At 58.0% G+C, this 17448-nt stretch carries 15 protein-coding genes and 2 pseudogenes; 11 read left to right on the top strand and 6 right to left on the bottom strand.

Annotated elements, in window-relative coordinates; translation table 11 throughout:
- Position 1: 1 nt before the first annotated feature.
- Positions 2-1678, bottom strand: coding sequence for a hypothetical protein (locus tag B3F77_RS04325; RefSeq protein ID WP_293603765.1), 1677 nt, complete (start codon positions 1676-1678; stop codon positions 2-4).
- Between the two features lie 764 nt (positions 1679-2442).
- On the opposite strand from B3F77_RS04325, the gene B3F77_RS04320 reads away from it, so the two are divergent.
- From B3F77_RS04320 to B3F77_RS04305, 4 genes are all read left to right on the top strand, one after another.
- Positions 2443-4251, top strand: coding sequence for a M14 family metallopeptidase (locus B3F77_RS04320; protein WP_414702956.1), 1809 nt, complete (start codon positions 2443-2445; stop codon positions 4249-4251).
- A 126-nt stretch (positions 4252-4377) separates the two neighbouring features.
- Positions 4378-4773 (top strand): RNA-binding protein, encoded by a 396-nt coding sequence (locus B3F77_RS04315; protein ID WP_293603763.1) that lies wholly within the window; start codon positions 4378-4380, stop codon positions 4771-4773.
- Between the two features lie 277 nt (positions 4774-5050).
- On the top strand, positions 5051-5779 hold the full coding sequence (locus B3F77_RS04310; RefSeq protein WP_293603762.1) for a glutathione binding-like protein: 729 nt from the start codon (positions 5051-5053) through the stop codon (positions 5777-5779).
- A gap of 33 nt (positions 5780-5812) precedes the next feature.
- Positions 5813-6427: a 2-hydroxychromene-2-carboxylate isomerase gene (locus B3F77_RS04305; protein ID WP_293603761.1), complete on the top strand. Its 615-nt coding sequence runs from the start codon at positions 5813-5815 to the stop codon at positions 6425-6427.
- Positions 6428-6614: 187 nt separating this feature from the next.
- Here B3F77_RS04305 and phbB read toward each other — a convergent pair whose 3' ends face one another.
- The 3 genes from phbB to phaC form a co-directional block, all read right to left on the bottom strand.
- Complete coding sequence (gene phbB / locus B3F77_RS04300) at positions 6615-7352, bottom strand: acetoacetyl-CoA reductase (RefSeq protein ID WP_293603760.1); 738 nt, start codon at positions 7350-7352, stop codon at positions 6615-6617.
- Between the two features lie 104 nt (positions 7353-7456).
- Positions 7457-8635 carry an acetyl-CoA C-acetyltransferase gene (locus tag B3F77_RS04295; RefSeq protein ID WP_293603759.1) on the bottom strand — a complete coding sequence of 393 codons (1179 nt, stop codon included), beginning with the start codon at positions 8633-8635 and terminating at the stop codon, positions 7457-7459.
- A 129-nt stretch (positions 8636-8764) separates the two neighbouring features.
- Complete coding sequence (phaC, locus tag B3F77_RS04290; RefSeq protein ID WP_293603758.1) at positions 8765-10522, bottom strand: class I poly(R)-hydroxyalkanoic acid synthase; 1758 nt, start codon at positions 10520-10522, stop codon at positions 8765-8767.
- A 98-nt stretch (positions 10523-10620) separates the two neighbouring features.
- On the opposite strand from phaC, the gene B3F77_RS04285 reads away from it, so the two are divergent.
- Complete coding sequence (locus B3F77_RS04285; RefSeq protein ID WP_293603757.1) at positions 10621-10947, top strand: hypothetical protein; 327 nt, start codon at positions 10621-10623, stop codon at positions 10945-10947.
- Here the strand turns inward: B3F77_RS04285 and pgeF are convergent.
- Positions 10855-11676 carry a peptidoglycan editing factor PgeF gene (gene pgeF / locus B3F77_RS04280; protein ID WP_293603756.1) on the bottom strand — a complete coding sequence of 274 codons (822 nt, stop codon included), beginning with the start codon at positions 11674-11676 and terminating at the stop codon, positions 10855-10857. The genes B3F77_RS04285 and pgeF overlap by 93 nt on opposite strands.
- A gap of 65 nt (positions 11677-11741) precedes the next feature.
- Positions 11742-11990, bottom strand: a pseudogene (locus tag B3F77_RS04275) (glutathione S-transferase N-terminal domain-containing protein); the annotation flags it as partial.
- A 290-nt stretch (positions 11991-12280) separates the two neighbouring features.
- On the opposite strand from B3F77_RS04275, the gene B3F77_RS04270 reads away from it, so the two are divergent.
- The 6 genes and pseudogenes from B3F77_RS04270 to B3F77_RS04245 all read left to right on the top strand — a co-directional run bounded on the left by B3F77_RS04270 (position 12281) and on the right by B3F77_RS04245 (position 17271).
- Positions 12281-12583: an antibiotic biosynthesis monooxygenase family protein gene (locus tag B3F77_RS04270; RefSeq protein ID WP_293603755.1), complete on the top strand. Its 303-nt coding sequence runs from the start codon at positions 12281-12283 to the stop codon at positions 12581-12583.
- 212 nt (positions 12584-12795) lie between these two features.
- Entirely contained in the window at positions 12796-13794 is a 999-nt protein-coding gene (locus tag B3F77_RS04265; RefSeq protein ID WP_293603754.1) for a Bug family tripartite tricarboxylate transporter substrate binding protein, read from the top strand.
- A gap of 28 nt (positions 13795-13822) precedes the next feature.
- Positions 13823-15190, top strand: a complete 1368-nt coding sequence (locus B3F77_RS04260) for an FAD-dependent oxidoreductase (protein WP_293603753.1) — start codon at positions 13823-13825, stop codon at positions 15188-15190.
- Between the two features lie 31 nt (positions 15191-15221).
- A pseudogene (locus tag B3F77_RS04255) lies at positions 15222-15568 on the top strand (gentisate 1,2-dioxygenase); the annotation flags it as partial.
- Positions 15565-16260, top strand: coding sequence for a fumarylacetoacetate hydrolase family protein (locus B3F77_RS04250; RefSeq protein WP_293603752.1), 696 nt, complete (start codon positions 15565-15567; stop codon positions 16258-16260). The pseudogene B3F77_RS04255 and the gene B3F77_RS04250, both read left to right, overlap by 4 nt.
- A gap of 246 nt (positions 16261-16506) precedes the next feature.
- The gene (locus B3F77_RS04245) at positions 16507-17271 is read left to right on the top strand and encodes a TRAP transporter small permease subunit (protein WP_293603751.1); all 765 of its coding nucleotides are present in this window, start codon (positions 16507-16509) and stop codon (positions 17269-17271) included.
- Positions 17272-17448 lie beyond the last annotated feature (177 nt).

Raw genomic sequence — 17448 nt, 5'->3', positions numbered from 1 at the left:
CTTAACTGTCGAACCCGGGTGCCCTGATCGTTCCAAGGTAATAGCCTTGTATATTTGACACGCTTGCATAACGGGCATCGTCTTCGTTTTCAATATGAAGCCAAAATGGCTTGCCAAGCAAATCCGTTCGCAGACACAGCCACTCTGCAGAGTACCGTGCATTCGCAAAATTGAAATATGGCCGTCTTCCAGATTGGGCTCCACCCAGAAGTGTGCACAGTTTACGAATGCCGACCATTCTCTGTACTTCACCTGGGTCTGCGACACGAATAGCCGCTGCTTTTAAGGCCAGAAAATCAAATTGTTCCAATGGACTACGGTAACCCAGACCACTGTGAGGGGTTGCGTTGTAATTGGCAATAAGCGTATCAAGCAGCTCTTCTGCGTATTCGAGCTGGAAACGTGTCTCTTTTGCGGCAATATCTGGGTTGGTGCCTTGTTTGTCTTTGGGTGAACTTCCGGTCGTTGTTGATAGGCGATGAAAACCACCTTTTGCAAGTCGTTTAAAAAATGACTCGATATAGGGCCGGTCATCCAGACTTCGGCGACTTGAGTAACTATTAGGATCCTGTGGCTTCAGTATTCGTGCGTCAACCACATTAGTCATCTGCTGCTCAACCCTTGCACAAATGTTGGCCAATGCGCCATCAACACTGAATTCATTCCAGCAAGCGCCGACATATTGTTCCAACCTACTGGAGGGCAAACCTGCACCGTCTACATAGGCATTTCCACTGAATTGGAGTACACGCGGAGTCCATTTTGTCAAAGCACGTTTGATGGCTCGCAACACGTCCTCTGCTGAGCACTCGCGGTGCATGCTCAGGTGATAGCCCAGTACTGCTCGAGATGATATTTCAATAATTACCACCACCCACAGTCGATGTATTTTGCGTGGTTCTTCGCCTCCATGCGGGGATGGCACCATGACAATCATGCGAGAGTCGAGTTTGTGTGCATCACACTCCACTCGGTCGAGTAACTCCAAGACTGGACGATTTGTGCCATCACCGGCACGGGATTTTCGTTGGGCATCCTTGCCGCCTAAAATGGCAATTTTGCGCTTGGGATTTTCATCAAGCACTTTGTCGACGTACTTGGAAATGGAAACGTAGCCACGTTTTTCAACATTGAAGGGCCATTCCCCGCGTCGTTCAAAACCTCGTTGCTTTAGTTCTTCAATGAACCAGTGAAACAGCACCAGTCGCGGCCTACGGGGAGACTCAAGGATGGCCGTCTGCTTGAGAATGTGCTCTTTGAACTTTGCCTCCAGCCCTTGGCCTTCGGGGGACTCGAATAGCCACTGCATTGCACCGACGGCGCCGCCACCCCAATCGCCAATTTTGATCGGTTGGGATCTGACGTAAGCTTTTACCTGCTGGTGTGGAAGTGCGCCTCTCCAACCGTAAAGCTCACCATCTGGATGGTCTTTTAAGCATCGTTCAGTAATCAGGCGATAGATTTGTGATCGCCCAAAGCCACAAGCATCTTTTAAGGTAGCAGCAGTAGCACCATCCAAGTAGAGTCGAATTCCCTGCTTGCGACGCAGAAAGACTTCACGCTGGTCTTCTGGAAGTGCTCCGTCATCAACAATAACCCAAGTAGTCAGGTCGATTGGGGTTTGGACATTGGTATTGCCAATTTTCCCCTTTGAACCGATTCGTGTACTGACAGGCATTTTGTATTCCCTTTGCACCAGACAGGCATACAAATACTACTTTAGTTGAAATTGGAGTTATCGTTACAACTTTTCTTGTAATATGTTGATTACAACTTTAGTTGAAATGCAGAAATATCAGGCGAGAGGGTTACGCTCAGATAGTTACAAATTTAGTTGTGTGATCGATCGGAACAAGTTGAAACTGCTAACCAACCCTGTTGAACCTGCTAACTTTCCCAATCTAAATCTGCTAATCAGCGGAAATCGCAGCTATCGGCTGCGCTCAGCACCTTTCGGTGCCTAGTCACGCCCAGGCTTGGTGATGAACCAGTCGCCAATCTTGGCGTCGCATTAGCTGCAATGGTGCATCCAATAGGACTCCCCGGTGGTATTGCTGAAGTCCATGCGAAAACGTCCTGAAGAACCATTCGTGAGCACCGTTTATAGCTTCGCTCCACGCTTCCTTCCCACACTAGGTCGCCCTCATGCAGTTGCGCTTCACTTCGTTCGTTGTGATCAACTTACGGCGGGACTTGCACCCGCAAGAGTGCGCCCATGCTGGGCGCACTCTTGAAACGGCGCCGGGAGCAGGCGCATAAGGGACGATGACTGGGGCTGGCATTGCGCCATTTCCCAGAAAGGACCTAGCCCGACGGCCCCAAGGCCCATCCCCGGCACCCTGGCAAGCAGAACGGCCATGCCGACAACCCCATAGGGCGGGTAACATGAGCAACCACGCAACCGATCAAGCATGCATGAAGCGCAGAAAAAAGATGACCACAATGCCCTGCCCCCAAACCACAGCCCGACTTGGCCGTTCTCTTTCGCGCATACCCGCGCGGGCGCTGAGCATGCTGGCCCCGATAGCGTTGCTCGCAGCCTGCACCTCGGTAACGCTACCGCCCTGGACACCCTCTGCTCCCCGTCCTGCGGCAAGCGCGCCCGCCAGTTCTGCACCAGCTGCACCGCCTGCGGCCGTACAGATATCCCCTGTGGCGCCACCTGTGACCATGGGCACGCCGCCCACAGGGCCCACTTATCAGCCAACGCCATACAGCGCTGCTGTTGCCGCCCGCTTTCCGGCGCCCTCGGTGGTTTACAACACACCAGGCCTGCAAGCGGGCCGCACGACCTTCACCACCCAGGCTGAAATTCAGACCTGGCTGCACGATCAGGCGGTGTCAGTATCGCGTTCGGCTGGCGTAAAAGCCGCCGTACTGCCTATCGGCCAATCCCAGCGCGGCGAAGCCCTGGAAGCGCTGATCTTGACCCGCGCCACCGGCACGGACCCGACCACCCTGCTGGCGACGGGACGGCCCACGGTGCTGCTGGTGGGCCAGCAGCATGGGGACGAACCCGCTGGCAGCGAAGCGCTGCTGGTGATCGCCAGGGAGCTTGCACAGGGTCTGCTGCAGCCCCTGCTAGAACATATCAATGTGGTGATTGTTCCGCGTGCCAATCCCGATGGCGCAGCCAGCGACCAGCGCGCAACCGCGGATGGGCTGGACATGAACCGCGACCATTTGCTGCTCAACACGCCGGAGGCCCAGGCGCTGGCCAAGCTCACGCGTGACTACCAGCCCATTGTGGTGGTGGACGCTCACGAGTACCCCGTAGCGGGCCGCTTCCTGCAAAAGTTCGGCACTGTGCAGAAGTTCGACGCGCTGCTGCAGTACGCCACCGCCGCCAATCTGCCTGAATTCTTGACCAAGGCCGCCGAAGAGTGGTACCGCCGTCCGCTGCTGGTCGCGCTCAAGGGCCAAGACCTCAGCACCGAGTGGTACTACACCACCTCAACAGATATGGCGGATAAAAAAGTCTCTATGGGTGGCACTCAGCCGGATACCAGCCGCAATGTGAACGGGCTTAAAAATATCGTCAGCCTGCTGATTGAAACCCGAGGCGTGGGCATTGGCCGTTTGCATATCCAGCGGCGCGTGCATACCCATGTGACGGCCATTACCAGTGTGCTGGCCAGCACCGCCCAGCGCGCCAGCGAGCTCAACCAGTTGCGCCCCTATATCGACAAGGAAATCAGTGCCGAGGCCTGCAAGGGCGAAGCCGTTGTGGAGGCGGCGACCACGCCGGCCCAGCACGAGCTGGTCATGCTGGACCCGGTGAGCGGGGCTGACAAACCCCTCATGGTGGACTGGGACTCTGCGCTCGCACTGCGCAGCATCAAGGCACGTGCGCGCCCCTGCGGTTACTGGCTGTCCGCAGGGTCCACCACGGCCGTCGACCGGCTGCGCCTGCACGGCGTGCAGGTTCTGCGTGTGGCCGAGCCCGGCTCCCTGCTGGGCGACAGCTACCGGGAAACTTCACGCGCCGCGGGCGAACGCCAGGACGTGGATGGCACGATCGCCAGCAACAACCCTATCATCAAGGTACAAGTCAGCCTCACGCGCGGCGTGATCGATGCTCCGCGCGGCAGTTACTACGTGCCGCTCAACCAGCCGCTGGGCAACCTGGTGCTTGCTGCGCTCGAACCTGACACCCAGAGCAGCTACTTTGCCAACCAGCTTCTGAACGGTTTGCAAAGCACGGTGCGCGTGATGGCCGAGCCCAACATCAAGCTGGAAGAGTTGCCTTGATCTTTTCAGGATCCCGCATGCATGGACCTGTCGGCAGCGACTTACAGGAAGAGGATGCCATAGATGACCAAGAGGGTTGAATTTTCTGCGCCTTAATGATTGGGTTAACGCAAGAAAGGATTCGCCATGAAGGACTTTGAACTGACCGACAAAATGCTGAGTATGGGCGGTGTGTTTTACCCGACAGGCTATGCATTCATCATGTTCCCCGATATCGAAGACGCCAGGCAGGCGGCTCGGGAACTCGAAACAGGCCGCGACGACATCTTGCTGTTGACACCAGCGAGCATCCTGGAAGAAATCGGAAAAGTAGATGGCCTCTCAGACGTATTGCTGCCAAGCGTGGGCACCGAAGGGGCTACCGTCCACAAATATGTAGAGCTGGCACAGCAAGGGCACCATGCACTGATGATTCCCGTGCCCTCCCACGAAGCCACCGAGCGCGTCATGACAGTGGTGCGCAAGCTACCTTTTTCCTATGCACAGAAGTACCACATGCTGGCGATTGAAGATCTGGAGTAGTCCTTTCGTTCGTCACCAATGATGGGGCTACCAGGGCGGCTTGATGGCCCCCCATTGATTTGAGGCACACTGCGCCTCATGTCCCAGCCCAGCCACACTCGAGCACAGCGCACCGGCAACTGCGGCTCCATCCTGAAAGCGGCAGGTAGCGGGAGGTGTTCCGCTCCGCGGAACAGGCAGAGCCGCAGGACGGAAGGCCAGTCCACAGCGCTCTTACCTCGCGACTTTTCTTTAAACACTGCCTCCAGCTCATCACCCACAAGCCAAAGGACTCTTGATGATTGATCTGCACTACTGGCCCACGCCCAATGGATGGAAGATATCCATCATGCTGGAAGAGTGTGGCCTGCCCTACCGGTTTATTCCAGTCAACATCGGCAAGGGTGAGCAGTTCTCGCCTGATTTTCTGGCTATCAGCCCCAACAACCGCATGCCGGCCATCGTAGACCACGCGCCTTCCGGCGGGGGTGCGCCGGTGGCGGTGTTTGAAAGCGGTGCCATTTTGATGTACCTGGCAGAGAAAACGGGACGTTTCCTGGCCACCAATGTGCGGGAACGCTACCAAACCCTGCAGTGGCTGATGTGGCAAATGGGCGGACTGGGTCCAATGGCCGGGCAAAACGGCCACTTTCTTTTGTATGCTCCGGAAAAAATTCCCTACGCCATCGAACGTTACGGCAAGGAAGTCAACCGCCTCTACGGCGTGCTGGATGCGCAGCTGGCGCGCACCGGCGCTTATGTCGCAGGTACAGACTATTCCATTGCCGACATGGCTATTTTCCCCTGGGTGCGGACGCACAAGGCACAGCAGATTGAGCTGCAGAAATTTCCCCATGTGCAGCGCTGGTACAACGCCCTGTTCGAACGGCCAGCCGTCAAGCGCGGGCTGGACCTCGGCAAAGAACTGCGTGCCCCCACCCTGACGGATGAAGCGCGTAAAACCCTGTTTGGCCAGACCGCGCAAAGCGTGCAATGCAGGCAAGTCGGCAAGCACCAAGGCGTTTAATCTCAAATAACTTGAGACTCAAGCGAGACCCGAATGATTGAATTTTTCTTTGACTGTTCCAGCCCCTGGACTTACCTGGCTTTTCGCAACCTCCAGCCCCTGGCGGCCGAACTCAAGGAGCCCATCAGTTGGCGACCGGTGCTGGTGGGCGGCATTTTCAACAGCGTCAACAAGGGCATTTACACCGCGCGGGAAGACATGAACTCGCCCAAAAACCGTTACCTGCTCAAGGATGTGCAGGACAGTGCGCGCGAAGCGGGCCTGAACATCGTCTTTCCGCCCAAAGTTTTTCCGGTCAATAGCGTCAAGGCGATGCGCGGCTGCCTGTGGATCGCCCAGGACGCGCAGGCGCCAGATCACTATCTGGCCTTTGTCGAGGCGACGTTTGCGGCCTATTTCAGCCGCGAAGAAGACATCTCCCAGGATGAAGTGCTGGCAGCACTCTGCCGGCAAGTCGGCATCAATACCGAAGCTTTTTTTGCAGGCATCTCCAGACCCGACATCAAGGAGCAACTCAAGGCGAACACCGATGAAGCGATCCGGCGCGGTGCTTTTGGCTCACCTACCTTCTACGTGGGTGATGACATGTACTTCGGCAACGACCGGCTACCGCTGGTACGCTCAGCCGTGTTGCACGCGCGGCAGTAAGCTAGGCCAAGCGCGTGCCCCAACGCCTGCTTCAATTTTGAAGCAAGTTCTTGATGCGCAAACGGACGTTGTACCGCAAGCACCGGCTGCGTGGCGGCAAAGGCAGTGGAAGGTCCACCATCGGGTCATGGAAACAAGCAACCCCGACGCAGCGGGGGCTGGTTGTCTGGGCAGAGGGTCAGACCCGTTAGCCCATGTGCAAGCCGCCATTGAGCGAGAAATCCGCACCCGTGGCATAACCGCCCTCTTCAGATGCAATCCAGGAAATAATGGACGCAATCTCTTCCGGCTTGCCCAGCCGCTTGGCAGGCACACCAGCAACGATTTTCTCCAGCACATCGGGGCGTATGGCCTTGACCATGTCGGTACCGATGTAGCCCGGGCTCACGGTGTTCACAGTCACGCCTTTGCTCGCCACTTCTTGCGCCAGCGCCATGGTGAAGCCGTGTAGCCCGGCCTTGGCGGTGGAATAGTTAACCTGGCCAAACTGACCCTTCTGGCCGTTGACCGACGATATGTTGATGATGCGCCCGAAGCCCGCTTCGATCATGCCTTCAATGACCTGCTTGGTCACATTGAACATACTGTTGAGGTTGGTCGAGATCACGGCATCCCAGTCAGCCTTGCTCATTTTGCGGAACTGGCTATCGCGCGTGATGCCGGCGTTGTTCACCAGCACGCTGACCGGACCAAGCGCTGCCTTGACCTTGTCGAATGCCGCCACCGAGGAATCCCAGTCACCCACATTGCCCACTGAAGCGTGGAAGGTGTAGCCCATAGCTTTCTGCTCGTCGAGCCATTTGGTGAAATCCCGCGTGGGGCCGCAGCCCGCCACCACGGTGAAACCATCTTTGGCCAGCCGCTGGCAAATGGCAGTGCCAATGCCGCCCATACCCCCTGTGACGTAAGCTACTCGTGTTGTCATGGCTGTCTCCTTGACTTTGTGAATTTTTGCGAAACTTTTTTGCTATAAATTCAATAGCTTCTTACGCCAGAAAGACGGGCGTAAGCAGCTGTTTTACCTCATATTCAACGTTCCAGCGTGAGGGCAACCCCCATACCGCCGCCAATACACAGGCTGGCAATGCCTTTTTTGGCGTCGCGGCGCACCATCTCATGCAGCAGCGTCACCAGGATGCGGCAACCGGATGCGCCAATCGGGTGGCCGATGGCAATCGCACCGCCGTTGACGTTGACCTTGCTGGTGTCCCAGCCCATTTCCTGGTTCACCGCGCAGGCCTGTGCAGCAAACGCTTCGTTGATCTCCAGCAAGTCAAGGTCCTGCGCTTTCCAGCCGGCGCGCTGCAGCGCCTTGGTCGACGCCGGTACCGGGCCCATGCCCATGTAAGCCGGGTCCAGCCCTGCCGTGGCGTAACTCGCGATGCGCGCCAAGGGTTTGAGGCCAAGAGCCGCCGCCTTTTTGGCCGTCATGACCATGACGGCGGCAGCGCCATCGTTCAGGCCAGACGAGTTGCCTGCAGTCACGCTACCGGCTTTGTCAAACGCTGGGCGCAGACCTGCCAGGCCCTCAGCGCTGGTTTTGCGGTTAATGAACTCGTCGGCAGCGAACACCACCGGATCCCCTTTTTTCTGGGGAATGGAAATGGCAACAATCTCGTCCTTGAACTTGCCCGCATCCTGTGCCGCTGCGGCCTTGGTCTGACTGGCCAGCGCCAGGGCGTCCTGCGCTGCACGGTCAATGCAGAACTTCTTGGAGACATTCTCTGCCGTGATTCCCATGTGGTACTGGTTGTAAACGTCCCAGAGACCATCCACGATCATGGTGTCAACCATTTTCCAGTCGCCCATGCGCTGGCCATCACGCGAACCGTTCAGTACGTGAGGCGCTGCACTCATGTTTTCCTGGCCGCCAGCAATCACGATCTCGCTGTCGCCCGTTGCCACAGACTGCGCCGCCAGCATGACGGACTTGAGTCCGGAGCCGCAGACCGCGTTGACCGTCAGACCCGGAATACCGTTGGGAAAGCCCGCCTTGATCACCGTCTGGCGCGCCGGGTTCTGGCCTACGCCGGCAGCAAGAACCTGGCCCATGATGACTTCACCGACCTGCTCGGCGTTCAGACCCGAGCGCGCAAGGACGGCCTTGATCACGGCCGCGCCCAGCTCTGTTGCCGGAATTTTCGCCAGTGAACCGCAAAATTTGCCCACGGCAGTGCGGCCGGCTGAAACGATAACGATGTCTTCCATGATGTCTTTCCTTGTTGTCACTTTGTCGTGACATTCTCCCGGAGGTACCAAAGGGTGAACGTCTGCTCCGCTATGGACTGTTCTATACCTGAGCCCTTGTAAATGGTTTGATGCGCTTCCGGCGCTTCTTCAGGCTTTGACCTTGACGTAGCGGCCAGGCGCGGCCTCGATGGCCTTGTAATTGCGGCTGCCGTAGCCTTTGGGTGCGGCAATTTGCCTGCCCGCGTGTCCCTTGAGCCAGTCGGACCAATCCGTCCACCAGCTGCCGGGGTGTTCAGTCGCGCCTTTGAGCCAGTCAGCCTGCGCCGGGGGAAATTTGCCTTGCGGCAACTTGTCGTTGGTCCAGTAGCTGCGTTTATTTTTGGAGGGCGGATTGATCACCCCGGCAATATGGCCTGATGCTCCCATCACAAAACGCTTTTTGCCCGGCAGGTGCTGCGTGGATGCGTAGGCCCCGCCAATCGGCACGATATGGTCTTCACGCGAGCCGTAGATATATACCGGGATGTCAACCTTGCTCAAGTCAACCTTTTCGCCGCAAACCAGCGTTTTTCCAGGCTTGATCAGGTTGTTTTCCAAATAGGTGTTGCGCAAATACCAGGTGTAAAACGGACCTGGCAGGTTGGTGGAATCACTGTTCCAGTAGAGCAGGTCAAACGGCGGCGGCTTTTCGCCCTTGAGGTAATTGCCCGCCACGTAATTCCAGACCAGATCATTCGGGCGCAGAAAACTGAAGGTGGAGGCCAGTTCCTGCCCCTTGAGCAAACCACCCTGCCCCATCTCCGTCTCACGGTACTTGACGGATTCTTCGTCAATGAAGATGTCCAGGATCCCGGTGTCAGTGAAGTCCAGAAACGAGGTGAGCAGGGTAGCACTCGCAACCGGCTTTTCGCCGCGCGCCGCCAGCACTGACAGCGCAGTTCCCAAAATCGTGCCTCCCACGCAAAAACCCAGGGCGTTGATGGTTCTGGCGCCGGTGATCTCTTGCACGACCTCAATGGCCTTGATGGCGGCGTGCTCGATGTAGTCGTCCCAGGTTTTGCCGGCCATGGACTCATCGGGGTTGCGCCAGCTCACCACAAACGTGCGGTGGCCCTGGGCTGTGGCGTAGCGGATCAGGGAGTTGTCGGGCTGCAGATCAAGAATATAGAACTTGTTGATGCAAGGCGGAACGAGCAGGAGGGGCTTTTCATAAACTTTGCTAGTCAGTGGCTTGTATTCCAGCAACTGGAAGAACTCATTTTCAAACACCACCGCACCTTCAGTCGTGGCGACGTTTTTCCCCACCTCAAAAATGCTCTCGTCGGTCATCGACACATGACCCTGCTTCATGTCGTGCAGGAGGTTCGCCAGGCCTTGCGCGATGCTTTCGCCCTTGCTGCTTATGGCTTTCTGCTGGGCTTCGGCGTTCAGGGTCAGAAAATTACTGGGCGCTGAAGCCGCCGTCCATTGCTCGACTGCGAAGCGCACACGCGCTCTGGTTTTGGCGTCGCCTTCCACGGCTTCGGCCAGGCCCATCAGGGCGCGAGCGTTCAGCAGGTAAGCGGAGGCCGAGAACTTCGAGACGGGATTGACCTTCCAGGCCTCAGCGGAAAACCGCCGGTCAGAAGTTATCGACGCATCGGCACTGGCCTGCAGTCCCTGATTCCACAGGGCCGAGGCGTCTTCGATGTAGCGCTGTTGAAGCTCCTGGAGCTTGGCGGGGTCGAACCGAATGGGGGGTTGCGCCTGGCTAAGCGGGGCCTGGGTGAGCCGGGACAGGTCCATGGGGGGAAAACCGGCAGCTCGGCCCGCCGTTCCCAGTGCGCCCATGGCCTGCTGCAAGCCCGCACTAAAGGTCTCTTGCATGTGTTGGGTCGCCTGGGCCCAGTTTGCGTCAGAACTCATCTTGTTCTCCCAATCGTGTCGAATCTTGGTGCCATTTCCGGGTCCACCTTCAGTATCGTAGGATTCGCTTTTGAATTCCTGACAAAGCCAAGAGTTTTATGTATTTGATCGTCATCGCCTGGATTTATGTCGTGCTCATGATGAGCATTGCCGAAGCCACCAACAGCAACGGAACAGTGCTGGGTGCACTGTTTACCTTTGTACTCTATGGACTGGGGCCTGTGGCATTGGTGGTTTACCTGATGGGCGCACCGGCACGCAACAAGGCGATCAAGAAACGCGAGGCTGAGGCGCGTGCAAAACAAGCGGCGAACGGGCAAAGCGCCGCCCCGTCAGTCCAGCCAGATGCAGGCAGCCATGCGCCCCGTGGTGCCGAAGCCGTTACCGCTGACACCCGCGTCGCGCCGGTGGGAAAAGAACCTTGAAGGGTTGCTCACGGTGCACCAGGGCGCACTGCCGTCGTTGCCATAAACCTGAGTAATGCCCAGCGCCTGCAGGCGCAGGCGAGCCAAGGCTGGCAGATTGGCGAGATACTTGCCCTTCCCTTTTTCACCGCTTTCCACGAACAAGCGGCCAGCCTCAGGCATTACCGCTTCAAACGCTGCCTTGACTTCGGGGCCCACCTCAAAGGCCGAGGGTCCGATGCAGGGGCCCAGCCATGCTATTGTTTTAATAGCTGATTTCTCCCTTCCTGCTTGGGCTAGAGCCATAAAAGACTCATAAACTGACGCCAGAATGCCCTTCCCGGCTTCCCCGCCGGTGCCCACCAAACCCCGCCAGCCAGCATGCGCCGCAGCGACCACATCACCCATTTCTGTCGTCAGCAACACTGGCAGGCAATCTGCCACCATGACGGTGCAGGCCAGTTTGCGCTGCACCGTGACGCAGGCGTCGGCTTGCTGACCATCGGGGGTGGCAGCGCCAAGTTCCAGCACATCGCTGCCATGCACCTGACTAAGGAATACCGCGCGGCTGCCCGTGGCCCGCTGCAGCAAGGTGCGGTTGGCATCGACCCGCCCAGGCTGGTCACCCACATGGTCGCCCAGGTTCATGCAGTCATACGGCACTGCGGACACACCGCCAGCACGGGTGGTGAACACAGCACGCACACCAGCGGGCGCGGGCCAGTCGGGAATCAACCAATCGGAATTCAATGCGTTGATCCCCGGCGTCACGCTTGGTTCTCAGGGTAGGCAGACGGCTGCACCTTTTGGACGGCGGGCAGCAGGGCTGGCACGGGATGCGTTTCGTCAAGGTATTCGATGATGGCCATCGATTGCGACAGCTTTTCATCGTCTACCTCCAGCATCGGCACCAGCGTGTCGGCCGACAAAGCTGCATAGGGTTCTTTCTTGTGCTCACCCTTGGCAATATGGATGGGAATGTACTCGTAACTCAAGCCCTTGAGTTCAAGCGCAATCCGGCCGCGAAACGGGGCGAAAGACCTGAAATAGTTGTGGAGTCTCATGCCGAAAGCATAAACTGAAAGGGTATCCCTCTGCACGACAGAGCCGTTCTGGCCCGCAACGAATCGCCTTCGACTCCTCACCACCGGCCAGCATGTTTGCCGTTCGACCGGACAAAATGATTGTCGCGCCCTGGTCGTGGGCCTGGACACTTTCCCCGAGACTCTGCTCAAGCTTTTCAACGGCGAGAACTTTGGCAAGACGGTGCTGCAGGTGGCGCAGGAGGAGATACCTCCGGTTTGACGGTAGAGTTACCACTGACGAATGATTAAAAACCAAAACAGGAGCCTTCATGATTCTCGAACTCGCCGATATCCGCATTCACCCCGGCCAGCAGGCTGCTTTTGACGAAGCCATCCAGCGCGGCGTCAGCAGCGTGATTTCCAAAGCCAAGGGCTTTCAGGGTTACAAGGTCAACAAAGGCATTGAAAGCCCCGAGCGCTATATCCTGCAGATCTTCTGGGAGACGCTGGAAAACCACACTATCGACTTTCGCGAATCACCGGCTTTTGCCGAGTGGCGTGCGATAGTCGGGCCGTTTTTTGCGGGCCCGCCGACTGTTGAGCATTTTGAACTGCTGGCCAAATCAGCTTGAATGAAGCATTGAACAGCGACAAAAAACGGGGCTAACAAGCCCCGTTTTTACGGTGATATTCACCACGCTGCGGGCGTTCAGCGCGAGTTGCGCAACCAGATGTTCCAGAGCGGCACCGAGATTGCCGGCTTTGCCGGATTGAAGTGGATGTACAAGGGAATTGAGCCTTCAAAAATGTTCCAATAATGGTTTCAGGACCTTTTGAGAACCTCATGAAAACGCTTGCCGCACTCTCACGCGCTACACTTTTTATAGCTGCTTTCGCCCTACCTGCATGGGCTGTAGCACAAAATGGCATAAAAAAATCACAAACCAGCGCGGCCTGGCCGACCAAACCCGTGCATATCCTGGTGGGTTTTCCCGGCGGCTCAACGCCCGATATGGTCGCGCGCACGCTGGCCGAGCCCCTAGCCAAGGCGCTGGGCCAGCCCGTCATCATTGAAAACCGGCCTGGCGCCTCTGGCAACATTGCCGCCGACCAGGTCGCCAAGGCCACCGACGACCACACGCTGGGCGTCGCCATCAACGGCAACCTGACCTCGGCCAAGCTGCTGTACCCAAAGCTGCCCTATGACCCGGCCAAGGACTTTGCCCCCATCTCGCTGCTGACCACTGCACCACTGCTGCTGGTCGCACCGGCCAATCAGCCGATGGGTGCTGATTTTTTTGCAGCGGCCCGCCAGGGCGGCGGCCAATGGAACTACGGCTCGGTGGGCAACGGCTCCGTGGGCCACCTGGGCATGGAACTGATTAAAAGCCGCATGCCAGGCGTAACGCCTGTTCATGTGCCCTATCCAGGCAATCCTCAGGTCATCACAGCCATGCTGGGCGGCCAGATCCAGATGGCGCTGATCCCGCCGGGTGTGGCCATGCCGCATATACGCTCCGGAAAACTCAGGGCCATTGGGCTGGCCGGTGGGCGCAGTGCACTGGTGCCGGACGTGCCACCACTGGCCGAGGCCGGTGTGCAGAACGTCAATCTGGAAGTGTGGACGGCGCTAATAGGCCCGGCCAGCCTCTCCAAGGCCGCTCAAATGCGGCTGAGCCAGGAAGTGCCCCGCATCATCCGCGATGCGGACACGCGACAAAAACTGTTCAACCAGGGCTGGCAGGCCGTGGGAACCTCACCCGACGGCTTGAAAAGCCGCATCAAGGATGAAACCGCGATTCTGGGCAACATCATCCAGACGCGTGGCATCAAGATCGAATAAACGCTAACGAATAACACCTCGCGCAGTCATGTCCTTCATCACCGAACCCGCACGCACCCTGCCCGTCTACGGCGAATTTGACGTGGTCGTGGTGGGTGGCGGCCCGGCGGGCCTGGCAGCCAGCGTGAGCGCAGCGAAGCACGGCGCACGCACCCTGCTGGTGGAGCGCTACGGTTTCCTGGGTGGCATGGGAACAGCAGGCGGCGTCACCAATTTTGCGGGTCTCTATGGCCGCAAGAACGGCGAGATGCAGCAGGTGGTGCACGGTGTGGTCGATGAGCTGCTGCAGCGCATAGCCGCGCTGGGTGGACTGAATGAACCGCAAGACGGCATGATGGGCCGCATCCGCGTTCGCTCCTACGATGTGTCCGCCTACAAATGCGCAGCAGACCAGTGGCTGCTGGCCGCCGGTGTTCAGATGCTGTTTCATGCCTGGGCTGCGGCCGTCGTCATGGAAGGTCGGCAGATCAGCGCCTTGGTGGTAGAAACAAAATCCGGCCGCCAGGCAATTCGCGCGCAGTGCTTTATCGACTGCTCGGGTGACGCCGACGTGGCCCACTTCGCCGGTGTGCCGTTTGAGCTGGGCGACGGGCATGGCAGCGCGCTTTTCCCTTCGACCATGTTCCGCGTCGGCCATGTGGATGGGGTGCGCGCGCTGGCGGCGGTGGGCGAATTCAAGGCCATCAACGCCTTGATGGCGCAAAGCCTGGCGCGCGAACCGGGCCGCTACAAGTTTGCACGCGAAGGCGCCATTCTCAGACCCCAGAAAAACCCCACGGAATGGCGCGCCAACGTCACGCAGATCCGCAATGCCCAGGGCACCGCCATGGACGCTACCGATGCACGGCAGCTGAGCGAGGGCGAACTGGAGGGTCGGCGCCAGATCACCGAGTATTTCCGCTTCTTGCGCAATGAAGTGCCGGGATTTGAGCAATCTGCGATTGTGGACATTGCCCCGCAGGTGGGCATCCGCGAAACACGGCGTATTCAGGGCCAGTATTCACTGACCGGCGAAGACATCTTGTCATCCGCACGGTTTGATGACGCCATTGGCATCAACGCCTGGCCGATGGAGCTGCATGCCGACGGCCGGATTGACTGGCAATTTCCGCGCAATATCGATGCCACACAAGGGCGCGCCTACAACGACCTGCCCTGGCGCATGCTGGTTCCCGCAACCGCCTGCAACCTGCTGGTGGCCGGACGCTGCGCATCCATGACGCATGATGGCCAGTCCGCAGCGCGCGCCAGCGGCGGCTGTTTTGTGATGGGTCAGGCGGCGGGCACTGCAGCCTCGCAACTGAAAGCGGGCGAGCCGTTCGCAAACACAGACGTCAAGCAACTTCAGAAGCTGCTGAAGCAGGACGGCGTTTATTTCGACGATGGCGATGTTTAAGAAACCCGTCACCCGCCAAGAAATCGACGGGATTGACGCCTGGGACGGCGCCAAGCTGTGCTATGTGAACCCGGCCACGGGCGGCTCGCCCATGCCAACCATGGCCACATTCAGGCAGCGGCTACCGGCGGACTTTGATGGCAAGCCTTATCGCCAGACCGAGGACGCGGTGTTCAGCGTGGTCGAGGGCTCGGGTATGGTCACCATCGAGTGCAACGAAGAGGTCTGGACCTTCGAATTCGGCCCCGTGACCATTTTGTGATTCCATCGTGGCACACTGTGCGACTGCGTTCGGCGCAAGGTTGTGTGCTATTCAGTTTTTCAGACCGCCCGGTGCATCAGGCCCTGGGCATACACAGAGAGGAAAAGTTGTCATGAGTTTTGTATTTACACCACCCGCTACCGTCTCGGTGCCTGTCATGGGCGCCAAGGAACGTTTTCCGGTTCACCGCATTTACTGTGTGGGCCGCAACTACGAAGATCATGCCAAGGAGATGGGTTTCACCGGCCGCGAACCGCCGTTCTTCTTCATGAAGCCGGCAGACGCCATCGTCGCAGTGGAAGACGGCAGCACCGGCAGCATGCCATATCCCAACCTGACCAAAAACCTGCACCACGAAATTGAGCTGGTCGTGGCGATTGGCACGGGCGGAAAAAACATCAAGGCTGCGGACGCGTACAAGCACATCTACGGCTACGCCGTGGGCCTGGACATGACGCGCCGCGACCTGCAGAACGAAATGAAAAAGCAGGGCCGCCCCTGGTGCATCGGCAAGGCTTTTGAGCACTCCGCACCAATTGGCCCCATCACGCCGGTGGCCCAAGCCGGAGATGTCAACCACGCTGAGATCTCGCTGCAGGTGGGTGGGCAAGACCGCCAGCGCAGCCATGTGTCCAAACTGATCTGGAACATTGGCGAAACCATTGAACACCTGTCTTCTGCCTGGGAACTGCAGCCCGGCGACCTGATTTACACCGGCACACCCGAAGGCGTGGCGGCTGTGGTGCCGGGTGATACCCTGGTCGGCAGCATTGCAGGGCTGGGCACGCTGACCGTCAAGATCATCTGAAACAGTAGCTGATAGATGGTTGTGGACTGTTTGTGGACGAATGCCTTGCGCACGGAGTGCGCAGGGTTTCGTTCACAGCTTCACGGCAGCTGTGCAATTTACGTGTAGCCGCTTCGATCATCGCGCAAATAGCCGGTACTCTTCGGGTAACCCGCCTGCCCCGATAAAAACCGCTACTTCTGATAATCAGACCATGCCAGCTTGAGGAATGGCCAAGATTCCAAGCCTTTGCCCGAAGACAACCTGTTGAAAATTCTTGAATCTCTGGCCAAACTCTGCGCCATCCTGGCCGGCGTGTTGATGACCATCATTACGCTGCTGACCTGCGCGAGCATTGTCGGACGCGAACTCGTCGACAAGACCGTGCCGGGCGACTTTGAACTCGTAGGTTTGGCTACGGGCACTGCCGTCGCGTTTTTCATGCCTTTGTGTCAAATATGTCGCGGTAACATCGTCGTCGACTTTTTTACCGCCAAAGCGCCTCGCAAGGTGAACGCAGTGCTGGATCGACTGGGCGCCACGCCGGTCGGCATGCCGCTGCCGCAGATTCCCGACGCGCTGAGCAAAGGCACCATCAACGGCTGCGTGATTCCGTGGGAAGTCGTTCCCTCGGTCAAGGTCAATGAGCTCACCAAGTTCCACGCCGAATTCGATCCAGCCGGGGACAGCCTCTACACCACCACTTTTGTCATGGCGATGAACAAGGCCAAGTACAACTCGCTGGCGCCCGACCTCAAGAAAGTCATCGACAACAACTCCGGCATGGCCACCTCGGCCTGGCTCGGCAAGGTACAGCAGGGCAATGATGTTCCTGGCCGCAAGAGCGCCAGTGACCGCGGCAACATCATCTACACGGTCAACGCAAGCGAGGCGCAGGAATTCCGCCGTAAATCGCGTACAGTGGAAATGGAGTGGGTGGAAGACATGAACAAAAAAGGGTTCGATGGCAAGAAACTGCTGGCCATGGCACGCAGCCTGATCGAAAAACACACCAAAACCACCCGGGCCTGATCTTCTGGCCGACCACATGGTGCGTCCTTGAAAAACCGGGATCAGACCCGATTTTTTATGCCATTTATGCCTATAGCCGTTTATCTATGGGCGTAGGCAGCTATGTTTTAAATAGCATTTACCTTGACGCATCAGCCATGGGCGGAGGAGTCGCCCCACACAAAGCCGCTACACTCA

Origin of the sequence: Polaromonas sp. UBA4122 (genome assembly GCA_002381615.1) — a bacterium.
Taxonomy (GTDB): Bacteria; Pseudomonadota; Gammaproteobacteria; order Burkholderiales; family Burkholderiaceae_C; genus Polaromonas.
The sequence above is the reverse complement of the archived record's forward strand: the minus strand, read 5'-3'. Positions and strand labels throughout refer to the sequence as shown.

Coding starts and splice junctions, on each gene's coding strand:
- B3F77_RS04295 (WP_293603759.1), bottom strand. CDS start 8,635: ATGGAAGACATCGTTATCGTTTCAGCCGGCCGCACTGCCGTGGGCAAA.
- phaC (WP_293603758.1), bottom strand. CDS start 10,522: ATGAGTTCTGACGCAAACTGGGCCCAGGCGACCCAACACATGCAAGAG.
- B3F77_RS04310 (WP_293603762.1), top strand. CDS start 5,051: ATGATTGATCTGCACTACTGGCCCACGCCCAATGGATGGAAGATATCC.
- phbB (WP_293603760.1), bottom strand. CDS start 7,352: ATGACAACACGAGTAGCTTACGTCACAGGGGGTATGGGCGGCATTGGC.
- B3F77_RS04285 (WP_293603757.1), top strand. CDS start 10,621: ATGTATTTGATCGTCATCGCCTGGATTTATGTCGTGCTCATGATGAGC.
- B3F77_RS04325 (WP_293603765.1), bottom strand. CDS start 1,678: ATGCCTGTCAGTACACGAATCGGTTCAAAGGGGAAAATTGGCAATACC.
- B3F77_RS04270 (WP_293603755.1), top strand. CDS start 12,281: ATGATTCTCGAACTCGCCGATATCCGCATTCACCCCGGCCAGCAGGCT.
- B3F77_RS04265 (WP_293603754.1), top strand. CDS start 12,796: ATGAAAACGCTTGCCGCACTCTCACGCGCTACACTTTTTATAGCTGCT.
- B3F77_RS04250 (WP_293603752.1), top strand. CDS start 15,565: ATGAGTTTTGTATTTACACCACCCGCTACCGTCTCGGTGCCTGTCATG.
- B3F77_RS04260 (WP_293603753.1), top strand. CDS start 13,823: ATGTCCTTCATCACCGAACCCGCACGCACCCTGCCCGTCTACGGCGAA.
- B3F77_RS04315 (WP_293603763.1), top strand. CDS start 4,378: ATGAAGGACTTTGAACTGACCGACAAAATGCTGAGTATGGGCGGTGTG.
- B3F77_RS04320 (WP_414702956.1), top strand. CDS start 2,443: ATGCCCTGCCCCCAAACCACAGCCCGACTTGGCCGTTCTCTTTCGCGC.
- B3F77_RS04305 (WP_293603761.1), top strand. CDS start 5,813: ATGATTGAATTTTTCTTTGACTGTTCCAGCCCCTGGACTTACCTGGCT.